This is a genomic window from Nonomuraea sp. NPDC000554 (assembly GCF_040300065.1).
In the GTDB taxonomy this organism is placed as follows: domain Bacteria; phylum Actinomycetota; class Actinomycetes; order Streptosporangiales; family Streptosporangiaceae; genus Nonomuraea.
This window is the reverse complement of the sequence record NZ_JBEPDC010000001.1, coordinates 252,991-268,839: the sequence shown is the minus strand read 5'-3', so window position 1 is coordinate 268,839 and position 15,849 is coordinate 252,991. Positions and strand designations below refer to the sequence as shown.

The following is a 15,849-nucleotide window of genomic DNA, read 5'->3' as shown; positions in this document are numbered from 1 at the left end:
TCAGGCCTCCAGCTTCATCAACGTGTCGAGGACCGACTGCGGCGACGGCGCGGTGATCTCGCTGACCAGCTCGCCGTCGCGCAGGAACACCACGCGGTCGGCGTAGGCGGCGGCCACCGGGTCGTGCGTGACCATGACGATCGTCTGCCCCAGCTCCCGCACCGACGTCCGCAGGAACGACAGCACCTCGGCGCCGCTGCGCGAGTCCAGGTTGCCCGTCGGCTCGTCCGCGAAGATCACCTGTGGCTTGCTGATGAGCGCTCTGGCCACGGCGACCCGCTGCTGCTGGCCGCCCGACAGCTCGGTCGGCTTGTGGCCGAGCCGGTCCTTCAGCCCGACAGTCTCGATCACGCGGTCGAACAGCAGCTGGTCCGGCTGGCGGGCGGCGATCTCCAGCGGCAGCCGGATGTTCTGCTCGGCGGTCAGCGTCGGCAGCAGGTTGAACGCCTGGAAGATGAAGCCGATCCGCTCCCTGCGCAGCAGCGTGAGCTGCTTGTCGTTGAGCCCGGTGAGCTCCACGTCCCCGATGTGGACGGTGCCCGACGTCGCCGAGTCGAGCCCGGCCAGGCAGTGCATCAGCGTCGACTTGCCAGAGCCGGAAGGCCCCATGATGGCGGTGAACGCGCCCGTGGCGAAGGCGACGTCCACGCCGCGCAGGGCGTGCACCTGCGCGTCGCCCTGGCCGTACACCTTGGTCAGGGCTCTGGCCACCACGGCGGCAGGCGCTTGGCGCCGGGTCTCGGTCAGGGTCACGTTCACTCCTAGCGTCCTTCTGGAACGTCGTCATGTCTGGAACGCGACCAACGCTATGAGTGGAATGTTCAGGAATTATGGGCCTCAAGGAGGGACTTGGTGTAGGCCCTGAGATGACCTCGCTCAGCCTTTCGGCCGATGGGACGGCACCACCAGGCCCGCCTCGTACGCGTACACCACCACCTGGGCGCGGTCCCGCAGCCCCAGCTTGGCCAGCACCCGGCCCAGATGCGTCTTCACCGTCGCCTCCGCCACCTCCAGCCGGGCGGCGATCTCCAGGTTCGACAGGCCACGCGCGACCATGAGAAGCACCTCGCGCTCGCGCGGCGTCAGCTCGTCCGTCGCCGCCAGCTCCTCCGTGGGCAGGTGCGCGGCGAAGCGGTCCAGCATCCGCCTGAGCGTGCTCGGCGACATCACCGCGTCGCCGTCGTGCACCGACCTGATCGCCGTCACCAGCTCGGCAGGAGGGACGTCCTTCAGCAGGAAGCCGGCGGCCCCCGCCTTGACCGCGGAGAACGCGTACTCGTCCAGGTCGAACGTGGTCAGGATGAGGACCTTCGGGCCGTCGATCCGGCGGGTCGCCTCGACGCCGTCCATCCTCGGCATGCGGACGTCCATGAGCACCACGTCCACCTCGGTGCGCTCCAGGATCTCCAGCGCCGCGGCCCCGTCGGCGGCCTCGGCGACCACCTCGATGTCCGGCTGGGCGCCCAGCACCATCCTGAACCCGGCGCGCAGCAACTCCTGGTCGTCGACGAGCATCACGCGTATCACCGGCCGTACCTCCTCTACGCCGCTCTGGGCTGGGGCACGGGCAGCCGTGCCAGCACCTCGAACCCGCCGCCCGGCTTCGGCGCTGCGGAGACCGCGCCGCCGTACATGCCGACCCTCTCGCGCATCCCGACCAGCCCGTGCCCGTCCGGGCTGCGGGGCGCCGCCGCGCCCCTGCCGTCGTCGGTGACTCTGACCACCAGCTCGGCCCCGCCGTAGTCCAGCTCGACCAGCGCGCTGACGCCCGGACCGCCGTGCTTGAGCGCGTTCGTCAGGGCCTCCTGGACGATGCGGTACACCGCGAGCTGCTGCCCCTCCGGCAGCTCGCCCGGCGCGCCGCGGGTGCGCAGCCTCGCGGGGACGCCCGCGCCGCCCACCAGCTCCTCCAGCTGCGCCAGGCCGGGCTGCGGCAGGTAGTCGGTGCCGCCGGCCTCGTTCTCGCGCAGCACGCCGACCAGCCTGCGCATCTCCGCGAGCGCCTCGCGTCCGGTCTTGGAGATGTTCTTGACGGCCAGCCGCGCCTGCTCCGGGTCGCTGTCGATGGCGTAGCCCGCGCCGTCGGCCTGCACCACGATCACGCTCACGTTGTGGGCCACCACGTCGTGCAGCTCCCTGGCGATCCTGGTGCGCTCGGCCGCGGCGGCCATCCTGGCCTGCTGGTCGCGTTCCCGTTCGGCCCGTTCGGCCCGCTCCTCCAGGCCCTCCAGGTAGCGCCTGCGGGTGCTGGCGTACAGGCCGGTCAGCCAGACCGTCACGATGAAGATCGAGCTGCTGAAGAACATGCCGAATGTGGGCTGTCCCCACTGCACCACGGCGAGGAAGGCGCCCAGCTCGGCCACCAGGCCCGCGGCCAGCGCCCATCGCAGTGAGCACCTGTAGGCCACCGACCAGAGCGCCACCAGCACCGCGATGTTGGCGGGCAGCGGGTTCACCTGCGCCAGCCACTGCCCGAAGCTGATCAGCGCGACGGCGGCGAAGACGGTCAGCGGGCGGTCTCGCTGCCACAGCAGCGGGACCAGCAGCAGGACCGACAGCACCGAGTAGCCGGAGAGCCCCGGGTAGTCGCCGCCCGCTGTGGGGACGGTCGCGTAGGGGATGGCCAGCAGCAGGCACAGCGCGGCGAGTGGCGCCACTCGCAGGGCGTCCATCAGCTTGCGGTGGCTCGTGGTCCACACTCGTACCCTGCCGAACACATCATCACGATATGTAAGGGTCGCTGGCGTATGGTCCACCTGAAGGGGGAAGTTGGTGTACGACCCAAGTCTTACGTCGGGTGGGTCTTACGCGGGCCTTACGGGAGATTCGGCAATCTTGTCGATGGGAGCGCCCTCGCGGGCGAGTAAAGGGAGATCGTGATGGCGGATCATGATCGCGACGCTGGGTCGCGCGGCGAAGAGGAAGCGCCGCGCGACCCGGCCCCTGGAGCCACCGGCTTACCGGACCCCGCCCGCACCCGTCCCGCGCCGGACGCGTCACCGGCGACGGAACCCACCGCTCCCCAGCCTGTGGCCCACGTGCAACCGGGCCCTGAGGCCGGATCCGAGCCGCCGGACCCCGCGCACACCCGTGAATCTGCCGATCCTGCAGATCTGTCCGTCGACCTTGCGCCACCCCATGGTGCTGCTGATTCGGAGGGCGCCCGCCCGGCTCCCGACCCCGCGCACACCGTGCCAGGCGCGTACGCGCCGACCGAGGTCCGGACGGCGTCTCACCTGCCTGGGTCCGGGACGGCCGCCGGAACCTCCGCTGCGGCCCACGCGGCGGCAGGGCCCGCTGGAACGCAGCCGCCACAGGCCGCGGCGGCCCATGGCGGGCAGGGACCGCAGGAGGGGGCGGCCCCTGGATCGTCAGGACCACAGGCCGGTGCGGGCGCGTCGGGGCCGCCGGCGGGTGCTGCCTGGGCCGGTTCGCGGCCGCCGCGGTCGGACGCCTTCCGCGACTTCATCCGGCAGAAGCCGGCGCAGATCATCGGCGCCGGGCTGATCGGGCTCGTCATCGGCGGGCTGCTCGGCGGTGGAGCGGTGGCGCTGATCGGCGGCATCGCGCACCGCAGCATCGGCTACGCCCACTGGGAGGGACTCCCTGGCCGCGACGGCTGGGGCCCGCATCGCGGCCCCGTCCACCGCTACCCGGACTTCCCCGACTGCCGTGCTGTCCCGGGCGGCACCTACTGCCGTGACCAGGGCCCCTACGTCTACCCGCCATACGCGGTGCCCACGCCGTGGCCGTCGATGGCGCCCAAGCCCCTGCCCACGATCATGCCCACGACGCCCCTGCCCGTCCCGACCCGAACCGGCTAGAAGCCGCGGCGGCCCGTGATCATCATGGGCCGGGGGCGGCTCTCACCTGGGCTTTTCTGAGGTTTCCCCGTCCGGTCGAGGGCAATGACAGGGGGAGTCCCACAGGCGGCGGAACGGGGGGAACCGTGACAGACCGCCCGGAAGATCGCACCATCCTGGCGCTGGTGCCCGAAGAGCGCGGCATGGCCGTCCTGTCCGCCCTCGACGGTGTCAGGCCCCTGCTCTACAACCTCACGGCCCCCCTGCCGGACGAAGCCGCGGACGCCGAGGTCATGGTCGTCCCCTCAGGCCCGGTGGACGAGATCCTGGCGATCATCGCCGGCCTCCGCTCCCTCCGCCTGGTCCAGACCCTGAGCGCCGGCACCGACCAGTGGGAGGGCCGCCTGCCGGGCGGAGTGTGCCTGTCGAACGTCCGGGGCGTCTTCGGCCCGCCCGTGGCCGAGTGGACGGTCGCCACCCTCCTGGCGGTCTACCGCGACCTCCCGTCCTTCGCCGCCGCCCAGAGGCTCGCCACCTGGCAGGAGCACGACACGGACACCCTGGACGGCAAGCGCGTCCTCGTCCTCGGCGCGGGCGACCTGGCGAGGAACCTGAAGGCCCGCCTGACCCCCTTCGGCGTCGACACCACGCTGATCGCCCGCCACGCCCGCGAGGACGTCCGCGCCATGTCGGACCTCCGGACCCTCCTCCCGGACCAGGACGTGGTCGTGATCATGCTGCCCCTGACGGAGACGACCCACCATCTGGTGAACGAACGCTTCCTGGCCCAGATGCGCGACGGCGCCATCCTCGTCAACGCGGCCCGCGGCCCCATCGTGGACACGGACGCCCTGGTGGCGGAGGCCAGATCAGGCCGCCTCCGTGCCATCCTCGACGTGACGGACCCGGAACCCCTGCCGTGCAACCACCCTCTGTGGCACATCCCGGGAGTCCTGATCACCCCGCACGTCGCGGGCGACGTCCACAACGCCGACGACCGCGCCTGGCGGACAGCAGCCGCCCAGATCGCCCAATACGCCAACGGCAACCAGCCCGCCAACCTGGTGACCTGATCTATTAACATTTCGCGCCGCCAGGAAATGTCTGTCGGCGTCTATACGCTGCCCTCATGTCGCGTGCCGATATCTCCCCGGAAGAACTGGCTCGATGCGTGAGCCAGGCCAGGTCGATGGCCGAGGTGCTGTCGATGCTCGGGTTGAAGAACTCCGGCGGTCGCCGCACCGGAATTCGGCGGAGAATAGACGAGCTGGGCCTTGACACCACGCATTTCCGGCGGATGGCCTGGACGAAGTACACGCCCGACGTCCTGGCCGAGGCGGTGGCCGCTTCGACAAGCGTCTACGGCGTTCTGGACTACCTTGGAATTCCGCGCAGAGGCGGCGCTCATTCCCACATCGCCCGAAGGATAAGAGCGGCAGGTATCGATATATCGCACTTTTCCCATGCCTCAGGTGCGCAGTTTTCCTCCTGTGGGCGATTCGACCGCGACACCCTCGCCGAAGCCGCGCAGGAGGCGCGAAGTATGAGGGACGTCCTTCAACGCCTGCGCCTGCCCGACTATGGCAGGGTCCGTGAGGAGATCCGCCGTCAACTTCGGGAATACGGCATCGACGAACCGGCCCGTTTCCGGCGGTTGCATCTGGAGGAGGAGGCCGTCCGGGCCGCCGCTGAAGCTTCGCGTTCCGTGGCCGGAATGATGCGTTTCATGAAGCTTCCGGTCAATGAGACCAACAGACGGCGGGTCCTGCGATGCCTCCGACACTACGGGGTCGACACCTCGCATTTCTCCCGCGAGTTGTCGAGTTCGCTGCTCAGTCGGCCGCGCAGAGATCCGGCGGCGGTGCTCGTGGAGCGTCCTCGTGATACCGGCCGCACGCCGGGGGCGGCCCTCCGTCGCGCGCTCGTCCACATCGGAATTCCCGCGGTGTGTGCGAAGTGCCAGGTCGGAGAGGCGTGGCAGGGGGAGCCGTTGACGCTGGAGGTCGATCACATCAACGGTAATCCGCTCGATAACCGCAGGGAGAACCTGAGATTCCTCTGCCCGAACTGTCACTCGCAGACGGTGACATTCGCCGGACGTAACCGTGGCCGCCAGACAGAACGCTAGAAGTGCGGGCGGGGGGACTCGAACCCCCACAGTGTCTCCACCAACAGGACCTAAACCTGCCGCGTATGCCATTTCGCCACGCCCGCGAAGTTCCCGCCATGGCGGGCCTCGGCTAGTTTAGCGCCACACTGGCACGCGACAGCACTGAGTTTGATCAGCAATGTGGCGGCCCTTCACCCGCGCATCTCGCGCCATTACCCCCGGCCGTGAAGGGCGCGTGAACGGGCCGCGCCGGCGGTGGCGCGAGCGGGCCCTCCGGGGAGGGCCCGCGGGGGGTCAGGTGAGGCCGAGCTTCTTCTTGAGGGACGCTACGTGGCCGGTGGCCTTCACGTTGTAGAGCGACTGCTCGATCTTGCCGTCGGCGTCGATGACGAAGGTGGAGCGGAGGACTCCCACCACCTCCTTGCCGTACAGCTTCTTGGTGCCGTACGCGCCGTACGCCTTGTGGACCTGGAGGTCGGGGTCCGACAGGAGCGGGAAGGTCAGGCTGTCGCGTTCGACGAACTTGGCCAGCTTGTCCGGCTTGTCCTTCGACACGCCGAGTACTGCGAAACCTTCGGCGGTGAGCTGGGCGAGGTTGTCGCGGAAGTCGCAGGCCTGCTTGGTGCAGCCAGGCGTCATCGCGGCGGGGTAGAAATAGAGGATCACTCGCTTGCCGCGGTAGGCATCGAGGGAGATGGCGGTGCCGTCGGCTGCGGGTAGCGTGAACTCGGGCGCGGCGTCGCCGGGCGCGAGCTTGGTTTCGGTCATGGGCCCTCCAGAGTTCGTCCTGCAAAACCTACCTGGCTGCCCGCCGTGCCGTACGGCACGGCGACCTGACAGACTGATCACGACCAGCGCCGACGGGTCCGCTCGAAGGCGGAGGGGGCCCGCCATGAGCGCGGTCGAAAGGAGAGTCATGGCTGACACCGATCCCGATGAGCTGGAGCGGCGGATCGCGCGGACGCGGGCGGAGCTGGCGCAGACGGTTGACGCCATCGCCGACCGGGTGAGTCCCAAGCGTGTCGCCGAGCGCACGGTCGCGGACGTGAAGACCAAGGCGGGGCATTTCGTGGCGTCGGTCGGCGACGCCATCGGGGTGACGCCGCGGCCCGCCGAGGGCGGGGAGGCCGACCGGCTGTGGGAGGAAGAGCCGCCGAGCCTGGCGCCGGTGCTGATCGGCGTGGGCGCGGTCCTGGTGATCGGCGCGGCCATCGTCCTGTTCCGGCGCCGCCGCCGCTGATCCCGGGGTCCGGGGCCGGACGGAGGAGGCCTCGGGGGCACGGGGCGTGAGGAGAAGGACGGCCGCCGAGAGGGGCGGCCGTTGTCCTCGGTGGCGGGGGTCAGAGGAAGGTCTGGCCTTCGCCTCGGTAGGTCGGCACCGCGTCCACCAGGGTGTCGCCGTCGATCAGGTGCAGGGTGTCGAAGCGTTCGCACAGCTCGCCGGCCTTGGCGTGCCTGAACCAGACCCGGTCGCCGATGCGCAGGTCCTCGGCGGGGCGGCCGAGCAGCGGGGTCTGGACCTCGCCCGCCGCCTCGTCGGCGGTGTAGCGGAGCCCGGCGGGCAGGTACGGCTGCGGCAGGCGGCTGGGCCCGGGCGCCCCGGACGCCAGGTAGCCGCCCCCCAGGACGGTCACGACGCCGGGCGAGGGCCGGCGGACGACCGGGAGGGCGAACAGCGCCGCCGGGTGCCCGGTGAAGCCGCGGTAGAAGTCGAACAGCCGCGGGTGGAAGAAGCCGGAGCCGGCCGCGACCTCGGTGATGGCCTTCTCGCGGACCGTCCGCTCGATGGAGCCGGTGCCTCCGCCGTTGACGAACTCCAGGTCGCAGAGCTCGCGGACGGCGTTCACGACGCGTCCGCGGCGCAGGACGAGTTCCCTGGCCGATCTGGCCTGCATGAGCCTGATGGCGCGGGCGTAGGCGGGGTGGCCGGGAGGTGTGTCGCCCACTCCCGCGATCTGGGCCTCGTACGCCATCAGCCCGACGAGCCGGAGGCCGGGGCGTTTGGCGATGTCGGCGGCCAGGTCGGCGGCCTGGTCGGGGTGGCGCACGGGTGAGCGCAGCGCCCCCGCCCGAAATTTCCCACCAAGGGCCACATATCCGGCGTCGATGTCGATGGAGATCCGGATCTCGTGCCGAGGGTGTACCCCGGAGATCGCCGCTTCCAGGTAGTCCAGGTGGCCGGGCGAGTCGACGGTCACCGTGATCTCACCGGCCGCCCTGGCGTCGGCCGCGAGCGCGGCGAGCGCGTGCCTGTCAGCCGTGGGGTAGGCCACCAGGACGTCGCTGAACCCCCGCTCCACCAGCCAGAGCGCCTCCGGCAGGGTGAAGGCCATGACACCGCGGAAGCCGTCCATGGCCAGGATCCGTTCGAGGATCGGCCGTGACCTGATCGACTTGCTCGCCACCCGGATCGGCTTGCCCCCCGCCCGCCGGACCATGTCGGCGGCGTTGGCGCGGACGGCGGCCAGGTCGAGGAGTGCGAACGGCGCCTCGAGCGTCGCCGTCGCCCGGTCGTAGCGCTGGCGGTCATCCATACCAGCAGCGTATCGGCAGGGCGCCCAGTTGAACATGAGGGGGGTTCATATCTCTTGGGGCGTCCGTAATGATCGTGCAAACCGGCGGCGGGGGCGCGGTCCAGCCGATGCCCGGCACGTGTACCTGTGGACGGTGTGATGACCGCGTTCCAGCAGCTACTGCCAGGTGCCGTGCTCGCCGCGCACGAGACTCCGCGCCGCCGGGCGAACCGCGTGCTCCGCCCGGCGCGCACTCCGGCGGGGGTCGCCGTGGCCTTCGCGGTCACCGCCGGGCTCGGCCTGACGGCCGCCGAGGTGGTCTCGGCGCTGGTCGGCAATCCGCTCGGCTGGGTGCCGGTGGACGAGGCGATCGCGGCGGCCCGGAGATCGTCCTGGCTGGAAGTGTCGTTCTGGGCGCTCGTCATGGCGCTCGCGGGCGTGGTGATGTTGCTGCTCGCCGCCGTCCCCGGCCGGTCGCGGCTGGTGCCGGTCGAGACGTCCGACGCGCGGATCGTCATCGGCATCACCCGCATCGGCCTGCGCCGCACGCTGCGGGCGGTCGCGCAGGAGGTGGAGGGCGTGGAGAAGGCCCGCGTCAAGCTGCTCAGGCGGACGATCGAGGTCACGGTGGTGACCGGCCCGGAGAGCTCGGGGGCCATGCTCAAGCAGGTGGGCAACGCGGTGGGGGACCGGCTGGCCGGTGTGGGCACGCTGGCCAGCGGCGAGGTCGTGGTGCGGCTGCGCAGGAGGGGGATCTGATGAGGCAGTACCCGGGCAACCGCATCGGGTTGGCCGTCGTCGGCGCGCTCCTGCTGCTGGCGGGCGGTTACGCCTGGCTGCGGGCCAAGGACCGGATTCCCGGCCTGTCACCACGCGCCCGGCTGCTGCCGGACCGCACGGCCGCGGCGGCCGCGGACAACCCCTGGGCCCTGTGGCTGCTGGCGTTCCTGATGACGGTGCTGGCCCTGGTGGCGCTCCGGTGGCTGCTGCTGAGCCTCGGCTGGGGCCGCAGGGGCGCCCGCACGGGCACCGGCACCGCGATGCTCTGCATCGGCCTGAAGGACGTGGACGGGCTCAGCCACGCGGCGGTCCGGGTCGTGGGCGACGCGGACAGGCTGCGCATCGGCCTGAGCTGCCCGTCCTCGGCCGACGTCGGCGCGGTGGTGAACAAGCTGGACCGGGATATCGTGGGCCGCATCCGGCGCGAGATCCGCGACGACGAGGTGGGCGCGGTCGTCCGCCTGCACGTCCGCCGCTAGCATTCGGCCCTGGCTGGTGGACGCGACCTTCACCGAGCACCCTCGTCGCCCAGCAGTTCGTGCCGCTCGTAACGCCCGTCGACCGCCTCGTGGTAGGACACGATCCCCCTCGCAAGTGGTACAGCACTACCTACCACTTGCGAGGTCGGTCAGCACTCGATCACGTTGACGGCCAGGCCGCCTCGCGATGTCTCCTTGTACTTGTCCAGCATGTCCGCTCCGGTCTGGCGCATCGTCTTGATGGCCTTGTCCAGGGCGACGAAGTGGCGGCCGTCGCCGCGCAGCGCGATGCGGGCCGCGGTGATGGCCTTGATGGACGCGACCGCGTTCCGCTCGATGCACGGGATCTGGACGAGGCCGCCGATCGGGTCGCAGGTCAGGCCGAGATTGTGCTCGATGCCGATCTCGGCGGCGTTCTCGACCTGCTCGGGCGTGCCGCCCAGGACCTCGGTGAGGCCGGCCGAGGCCATCGAGCAGGCCGAGCCGACCTCGCCCTGGCAGCCCACCTCGGCGCCGGAGATCGAGGCGTTCTCCTTGAACAGGACGCCGATCGCGGTGGCGGTGAGCAGGAAGCGGATGACGCCCTCGTCGTCGGCGTGCGGGACGAACCGGCTGTAGTACGTCAGGACGGCGGGGATGATGCCCGCCGCGCCGTTCGTGGGGGCCGTGACGACGCGCCCGCCCGCGGCGTTCTCCTCGTTGACGGCCAGCGCGAACAGCGAGACCCAGTCCATCACGTGCAGCGGGTCCTTCTCCGAGGACTCGGCCTGCAGGCGGCGGTGGAGCTGGTTGGCGCGGCGCTTCACGCGCAGGCCGCCAGGCAGCACGCCTTCCTGGGCGATGCCCCGCCGGACGCTGTCGGACATGACCCGCCACAGGTTCAGGATCCCGGCGCGGATCTCCTCCTCGGTGCGGCCGAAGGCCTGCTCGTTCCGCATCATCAGCGCCGAGATGGACAGCCCCGTGTTCGAGCAGTGCTTGAGCAGCTCTTCCCCGGTCGTGAAGGGGTAGGGCAGGACGGTGTCGTCGGGTTTGATCCGGTCGGCGCCCGTGGCGTTCTCGTCGACGACGAAGCCGCCGCCCACGGAGAAGTAGACCTTCTCCCGCAGCTTCTCGCCCGAGTCGGAGAACGCGGTGAACCGCATGCCGTTCGGGTGCTCGGGGAGCGAGATCTTGCGTTCGAAGACGAGGTCCTCGCCGATCACGAACGGGATCTCGCGGGTGCCGAACAGCTTGACGGTGCCGGAGGCGCGCATGTCGGCGAGGCGGGCGTCGATGCCGTCGACGTCCACCAGTTCGGGCTTGTCACCCGACAGGCCGAGCAGAACGGCCTTGTCGCTGCCGTGACCCTTGCCGGTCAGCCCGAGCGAGCCGTAAAGGATCGTCTCGACGCGCGCCGTCCGCTCCAGGAGACCGTCGTCGCGCAGGCCGCGGGCGAAGCGGTGCGCGGCGGCCATCGGGCCGCCGGTGTGCGAGCTCGACGGGCCGATGCCGATCTTGAAGAGGTCGAAGACGCTGATCGCCATTGATGTGCGCCCTTCAGAAAGGCCGGGGCCCAGGTCAGGACCCCGGCGGGTGGGTCAGGACTCGCCTGAGGTGAGCGCCGTGTACTCCTCGGCGGTGAGCAGGTCCTCCGGGTCGCCCTGGACGCGCACACGGAACATCCAGCCCTCGCCGTACGGGTCGCTGTTGGCGAGCGACGGGTCGTCGACGATGGCCTGGTTGACCTCGACGACCTCACCGCCGACAGGGGTGTAGATCTCGCTCACGGACTTGGTGGACTCGACCTCGCCGACCGAGTCGCCCGCCTCGACGACCGAGCCGGCCTCCGGAAGCTGCACGAAGACCACGTCCCCGAGGGCCTCGGCGGCGAAGGCCGTGATGCCGATGGTCACCGTGATGGCGTCCTCAAGGCCGGAAATCCACTCGTGTTCCTTGGTGTAGCTCAGCTCGTCAGGGATGTTGCTCACTTGTTCCTCCTGTAAAAGGGCAGCTCGATCAGGTCCACGGGTTCATGGCTGCCCCGGATGTCCACGGCCAGACCTTCGTTGACCCCGGCGTCGACGTACGCCATCGCGATGGGCTTGCCCAGGGTCTGGGATGGCGCACCGCTGGTGACCTCGCCGACGACGGCTCCGTCCTTGGTGACCGGGTACCCGTGTCGGGGCACCCGGCGGCCCCGCGCGACCAGCCCGACGAGCCTGCGTCGCGGCGCGTCGTCCTTGACCGCCTCGAGCGCCGACCTGCCGACGAAGTCGCCCGGCTTGTCGAATTTCACCACTCTGCCTAGCCCCGCGTCGAATGGGGTCAGCTTCGCGGAGAGTTCGTTGCCGTACAGCGGCATGCCCGCTTCGAGCCTGAGGGTGTCGCGGCTGGACAGACCCGCGGGCAGCAGGCCGTGCGGCGTGCCCGCCTCGGTCAGGGCGTGCCAGAGCGGCACCGCGTCCTGGTTGGCCACGAACAGCTCGAAACCGTCCTCGCCGGTGTAGCCGGTGCGGGCGATCAGCGCCTGCCGGCCGTCGACCAGGGCGGGCAGGCCCGCGTAGTACTTGAGGCCGTCGAGGTCGGCGTCGGTGAGCGTGGCGAGAATCTGCTGCGCGCGCGGCCCCTGCACGGCGATCAGGGCGTACTGCTCGGACCGGTCGTCAACCACCGCGTCGTACGACTTACTGCGATTTATCAGCTCATTCGCGACTTTTTCATAGTTGGAGGCGTTGGCCACCACCATGAACTCCTCGTCGCCCAGCCGGTAGACGATCAGGTCGTCCAGCACCCCGCCCCGCTCGTCCACGATCATCGTGTACCGGGCGCGGCCGGTGGCCAGCGCCGACAGGTGCCCCACCAGCGCGTAGTCGAGCGCCTCGGCCGCCTGCGGGCCCGTCACGAAGATCTCGCCCATGTGCGAGAGGTCGAACAGCCCCGCCGCCTGCCGTACGGCGTTGTGCTCCGCGGACTCGCTGCCGTAGCGCAGGGGCATGAGCCAGCCCGCGAAGTCGGTCAGGGTCGCGCCGAGGCTCTCGTGGACGTCTCGCAGCGGTGTGGGTCGGGACATGTGTCGCACCTCAGGGCAGAGTCGGATGCCAGCATCCTCCCCCTCTGTCATCGATGCCTGAGAGATTCGCCCGAGTTTTGCCGGACTTTCACCTTCGGCGAGGCCAACCGGCCTGCTTTCCAGAGCCACCTCGTCCGCGCGGTCCTTTGCCTTGAGAGGTTCGCGGGGAGGGCTTGCTCCTTCAGGGGCCCTGACCGGCTGTCAGGACGCTCTCCCGCACGGGTTCGTCGGTGTCGTCCGCCAGCCTAGTGCCGTCGCGGGGCTCTTGTCGCGTACGTCCGAGTTCGCGGTCCGGCCAGGGGGTCAGCAGGCCGCCACCAGCGCCTCGAACAGCGCGCCGTCCTCAGACGCCTCAGGGTGCCACTGGACGGCCACCGCGAACGGGTACGGGTCCAGCTCGACCGCCTCGACGGTCCCGTCGTCGGCCGTGGCGGTCACGGTGAGGCCGGGGCCGAGCCTGTCGACGGCCTGGTGGTGGTAGTGCATGACCTCCAGGGGGTCCGGGCCCAGCGCCTTGGCCACCCGGCTGCCCGGCACCGGTGTGACAGGCAGCGGGCCGAACGTGCCGGGCGCGGGGGAGTGGCCGCAGTGCCCGACCACGTCAGGCAGGTGCTGGTGCAGGCTTCCGCCGAGCGCCACGTTCAGCATCTGGAGGCCACGGCAGACGCCCAGGTAGGGCAGGCCCGCGTCGAGCGCGGCGGACAGGACCGCGAACTCCGCCTCGTCCCTGAAGTCTCTGACGAAGCCGGTGCGCTCGTGCGGGCTCTCGCCGTAGAGGGCGGGATCGATGTCGCCGCCGCCCGCCAGGATCACCCCGTCGAGCCGCGGTACCACCGAGGCCGGGTCGCCTGCCGGGGGCAGGATCACGGGCTGGCCACCGGCCCGCACCACCTGCTCCACGTACATGTACGGCAGCAACGCGACGGGCAGCTCCCACACGGTGAACCGGGCGGGCTCGACATAGGACGTGATGCCGATGACGGGACGGCGCATGACGGCTTCTCCTTACAGCGGGGTGACGTAGGCGCCGGAGATCCCGCCGTCGACCAGGAACTCCGAGCCTGTGATGAACGAGGCGTCGTCGCTGGCCAGGAAGGCGACAGCCGCGGCGATCTCGGACGCTTCGGCGAACCGGCCGACCGGGACGTGCACCAGGCGGCGCTGCGCCCGCTCCGGGTCCTTGGCGAACAGCTCCTGGAGCAGCGGCGTGTTCACCGGCCCCGGGCAGAGCGCGTTCACCCTGATGCCCTCGCGGGCGAACTGCACGCCCAGCTCGCGCGACATCGCCAGCACCCCGCCCTTGGACGCCGTGTAGGAGATCTGCGAGGTCGCCGAGCCCATCACCGCGACGAACGAGGCGGTGTTGATGATGGACCCCTTGCCCTGCCGCCGCATGTACGGGATCGCGTGCTTGCAGCACAGATACACGCTCGTCAGGTTCACCTCCTGGACGCGCCGCCAGGCGTCGAGGCCGGTCTCCAGGATCGAGTCGTCGTCGGGCGGCGAGATGCCCGCGTTGTTGAACGCGATGTCCACGCTGCCGTAGGTGTCGAACGCCGTCTGGTACATCCGGGCGACGTCGTCCTCGCTGGTCACGTCGGCCCGGACGAAGAGGCCGCCGACCTCGGCCGCGGCCTTCTTGCCCGCCTCCTCGTCGACGTCCACGCAGACGACCCTGGCGCCCTCCTCGGCGAACCTGCGGGCCGTGGCCAGGCCGATGCCGCTGCCCGCGCCGGTGATGACGGCGACGCGGTCCTGCAAACGCTGCATGTGTTTCACCCTTTACCTACAGCCTGGATGCCTCGCCCTTCATGGCGGGGAGGAGAGGCGGAACGGTCGGACACTGTGGTCTCCTGGTTTTGTCGGTGGTGGTCGGTAGGTTGATCGGCGTGTCCCGCTACCGGCTCCAGCCGACGCCTGCCCAGGAGCAGGTGCTGGTGGAGCATTTCGGGCATGCCCGGTATGTGTGGAATCTTGCTGTGGAGCAGCATGCGTATTGGCGGCCGGGGCGTCAGAGCGCGCCTGGCTTCGCCGAGCAGTGCAGGCAGCTGACCGAGGCGCGGGCGGAGTTCGCGTGGCTGCGGGCTGGGCCGATCGTGGTGCAGCAGCAGGCGCTGAAGGACTTCGCGCAGGCGATGGCGAACTTCTTCGGCGGGACGCATCGGCGGCCTGCCTTCCGCAGGCGCGGGCGGGGTGAAGGGTTCCGGATCGTCGCGGTGAAGCCCGGTGATGTGCGCCGAGTGTCCCGGAATGTGGGCGAGGTGCGGGTTCCGAAGGTGGGGTGGGTGCGGTTTCGCTGGTCTCGTCCAGTGCCCGATGGGGTGAGGTCCTTTCGGGTCACCCGTGATGCGGCGGGCCGCTGGCATGTCGCGTTCGCTGCCATTCCGACCCGATCCCCGCCCCCTGTACGGGCGAGACGGTGGGTGTGGATCGAGGCGTGGCCGCATCGGCGGCCCTGTCGACCGGGCAGATCCTGAACGCGCCGACCCTGCGCGAGACGGAGAAGGCCCGGCTGAAGCGGCTCCTGCGCAAGCTCGCCCGGGCCGGCCGTGGATCGAACCGGCGCGGCAAGGTCAAGACCGCCATCGCGCGTCTGAAGGTGCGTGAGACAGACCGGCGTAAGGACTGGGTGGAGAAGACCAGCACCGATCTGGCCCGCCGCTTCGATGTGATCGCCGTCGAAGACCTCAACATCTGCGGCATGACCCGGTCGGCCAAGGGCACGCTCGCCGAGCCGGGGCGTAACGTCCGGCAGAAGGCGGGGCTCAACCGGGCCATCCTCGCGAGCGGGTGGGGGCTGCTGGTGACCCGGCTGGAGCACAAGGCTGCCGGCCGGGTCGTCAAGGTCGACCCGCGTTACACGTCGCAGACCTGCAACGCCTGCGGGAACATCGCGGCCGGATCGAGAGAGAGCCAATCTCGATTCGGTTGTGTCGCCTGTGGATGGCAGGACAACGCCGACGTCAACGCGGCCAGGAACATCCGGGATACCGCCGCAGGGCATGCGGTTGCTGCACGGGGAGGCCTGCCGCTGGGCGGGCCGGTGAACCGTGAACCTCAACGCGACCTCCTCCTCGTAAGGTAGTTGCTGTTGAAATCCCTCGACTTCGAG

General features: G+C 70.3%; 18 protein-coding genes, 1 tRNA gene and 1 riboswitch. Of the genes, 8 read left to right on the top strand and 11 right to left on the bottom strand.

Going from position 1 to position 15,849, the window contains the following annotated elements; genetic code table 11:
• From ABT294_RS01455 to ABT294_RS01445, 3 genes are all read right to left on the bottom strand, one after another.
• Positions 1-753 (bottom strand): ABC transporter ATP-binding protein, encoded by a 753-nt coding sequence (locus ABT294_RS01455; RefSeq protein WP_350802734.1) that lies wholly within the window; start codon positions 751-753, stop codon positions 1-3.
• Between the two features lie 123 nt (positions 754-876).
• Positions 877-1,527 (bottom strand): response regulator, encoded by a 651-nt coding sequence (locus ABT294_RS01450; RefSeq protein WP_350802733.1) that lies wholly within the window; start codon positions 1,525-1,527, stop codon positions 877-879.
• A 14-nt stretch (positions 1,528-1,541) separates the two neighbouring features.
• Entirely contained in the window at positions 1,542-2,717 is a 1,176-nt protein-coding gene (locus ABT294_RS01445) for a sensor histidine kinase (protein WP_350802731.1), read from the bottom strand.
• Positions 2,718-3,191: 474 nt separating this feature from the next.
• Here ABT294_RS01445 and ABT294_RS01440 point away from each other — a divergent pair, with 474 nt between their 5' ends.
• From ABT294_RS01440 to ABT294_RS01430, 3 genes are all read left to right on the top strand, one after another.
• Positions 3,192-3,824, top strand: coding sequence for a hypothetical protein (locus ABT294_RS01440; RefSeq protein WP_350802729.1), 633 nt, complete (start codon positions 3,192-3,194; stop codon positions 3,822-3,824).
• A gap of 125 nt (positions 3,825-3,949) precedes the next feature.
• Entirely contained in the window at positions 3,950-4,876 is a 927-nt protein-coding gene (locus tag ABT294_RS01435) for a 2-hydroxyacid dehydrogenase (RefSeq protein WP_350802728.1), read from the top strand.
• A 56-nt stretch (positions 4,877-4,932) separates the two neighbouring features.
• Complete coding sequence (locus ABT294_RS01430; RefSeq protein ID WP_350802726.1) at positions 4,933-5,931, top strand: HNH endonuclease; 999 nt, start codon at positions 4,933-4,935, stop codon at positions 5,929-5,931.
• A 3-nt stretch (positions 5,932-5,934) separates the two neighbouring features.
• Here the strand turns inward: ABT294_RS01430 and ABT294_RS01425 are convergent.
• Positions 5,935-6,017, bottom strand: a tRNA-Leu gene (locus ABT294_RS01425).
• Between the two features lie 190 nt (positions 6,018-6,207).
• A complete protein-coding gene (gene bcp, locus ABT294_RS01420) occupies positions 6,208-6,681 on the bottom strand; it encodes a thioredoxin-dependent thiol peroxidase (protein WP_350802725.1) in 474 nt (157 codons plus the stop codon).
• Positions 6,682-6,829: 148 nt separating this feature from the next.
• Between bcp and ABT294_RS01415 the strand changes: the two genes are divergently transcribed.
• Entirely contained in the window at positions 6,830-7,153 is a 324-nt protein-coding gene (locus tag ABT294_RS01415; RefSeq protein WP_350802723.1) for a DUF3618 domain-containing protein, read from the top strand.
• 100 nt (positions 7,154-7,253) lie between these two features.
• On the opposite strand, the gene ABT294_RS01410 is transcribed toward ABT294_RS01415, so the two are convergent.
• On the bottom strand, positions 7,254-8,447 hold the full coding sequence (locus tag ABT294_RS01410) for an amino acid deaminase/aldolase (protein WP_350802722.1): 1,194 nt from the start codon (positions 8,445-8,447) through the stop codon (positions 7,254-7,256).
• Between the two features lie 138 nt (positions 8,448-8,585).
• Here ABT294_RS01410 and ABT294_RS01405 point away from each other — a divergent pair, with 138 nt between their 5' ends.
• Both ABT294_RS01405 and ABT294_RS01400 read left to right on the top strand, forming a co-directional pair.
• The gene (locus ABT294_RS01405; protein WP_350802721.1) at positions 8,586-9,185 is read left to right on the top strand and encodes a DUF6286 domain-containing protein; all 600 of its coding nucleotides are present in this window, start codon (positions 8,586-8,588) and stop codon (positions 9,183-9,185) included.
• Positions 9,185-9,685 carry a hypothetical protein gene (locus ABT294_RS01400; RefSeq protein WP_350802719.1) on the top strand — a complete coding sequence of 167 codons (501 nt, stop codon included), beginning with the start codon at positions 9,185-9,187 and terminating at the stop codon, positions 9,683-9,685. The genes ABT294_RS01405 and ABT294_RS01400 overlap by 1 nt, the downstream gene beginning before the upstream one ends.
• 149 nt (positions 9,686-9,834) lie before the next feature.
• On the opposite strand, the gene ABT294_RS01395 is transcribed toward ABT294_RS01400, so the two are convergent.
• The 5 genes from ABT294_RS01395 to ABT294_RS01375 all read right to left on the bottom strand — a co-directional run bounded on the left by ABT294_RS01395 (position 9,835) and on the right by ABT294_RS01375 (position 14,507).
• A complete protein-coding gene (locus ABT294_RS01395; RefSeq protein ID WP_350802718.1) occupies positions 9,835-11,211 on the bottom strand; it encodes an L-serine ammonia-lyase in 1,377 nt (458 codons plus the stop codon).
• Between the two features lie 54 nt (positions 11,212-11,265).
• Positions 11,266-11,655 carry a glycine cleavage system protein GcvH gene (gene gcvH, locus ABT294_RS01390; protein ID WP_350802717.1) on the bottom strand — a complete coding sequence of 130 codons (390 nt, stop codon included), beginning with the start codon at positions 11,653-11,655 and terminating at the stop codon, positions 11,266-11,268.
• Positions 11,652-12,737, bottom strand: a complete 1,086-nt coding sequence (gene gcvT / locus ABT294_RS01385) for a glycine cleavage system aminomethyltransferase GcvT (RefSeq protein ID WP_350802716.1) — start codon at positions 12,735-12,737, stop codon at positions 11,652-11,654. The genes gcvH and gcvT overlap by 4 nt, the downstream gene beginning before the upstream one ends.
• A gap of 129 nt (positions 12,738-12,866) precedes the next feature.
• Positions 12,867-12,964, bottom strand: a riboswitch (glycine riboswitch).
• 76 nt (positions 12,965-13,040) lie between these two features.
• On the bottom strand, positions 13,041-13,730 hold the full coding sequence (locus tag ABT294_RS01380) for a gamma-glutamyl-gamma-aminobutyrate hydrolase family protein (RefSeq protein ID WP_350802715.1): 690 nt from the start codon (positions 13,728-13,730) through the stop codon (positions 13,041-13,043).
• Between the two features lie 12 nt (positions 13,731-13,742).
• On the bottom strand, positions 13,743-14,507 hold the full coding sequence (locus ABT294_RS01375; RefSeq protein ID WP_350802714.1) for a 3-oxoacyl-ACP reductase: 765 nt from the start codon (positions 14,505-14,507) through the stop codon (positions 13,743-13,745).
• Between the two features lie 119 nt (positions 14,508-14,626).
• On the opposite strand from ABT294_RS01375, the gene ABT294_RS01370 reads away from it, so the two are divergent.
• Together ABT294_RS01370 and ABT294_RS01365 are read left to right on the top strand one after the other, a co-directional pair.
• Positions 14,627-15,214 (top strand): RNA-guided endonuclease InsQ/TnpB family protein, encoded by a 588-nt coding sequence (locus tag ABT294_RS01370; protein WP_350802712.1) that lies wholly within the window; start codon positions 14,627-14,629, stop codon positions 15,212-15,214.
• Complete coding sequence (locus ABT294_RS01365; RefSeq protein WP_350802711.1) at positions 15,175-15,822, top strand: RNA-guided endonuclease InsQ/TnpB family protein; 648 nt, start codon at positions 15,175-15,177, stop codon at positions 15,820-15,822. The genes ABT294_RS01370 and ABT294_RS01365 overlap by 40 nt, the downstream gene beginning before the upstream one ends.
• The last annotated feature ends 27 nt before the right edge of the window (positions 15,823-15,849 follow it).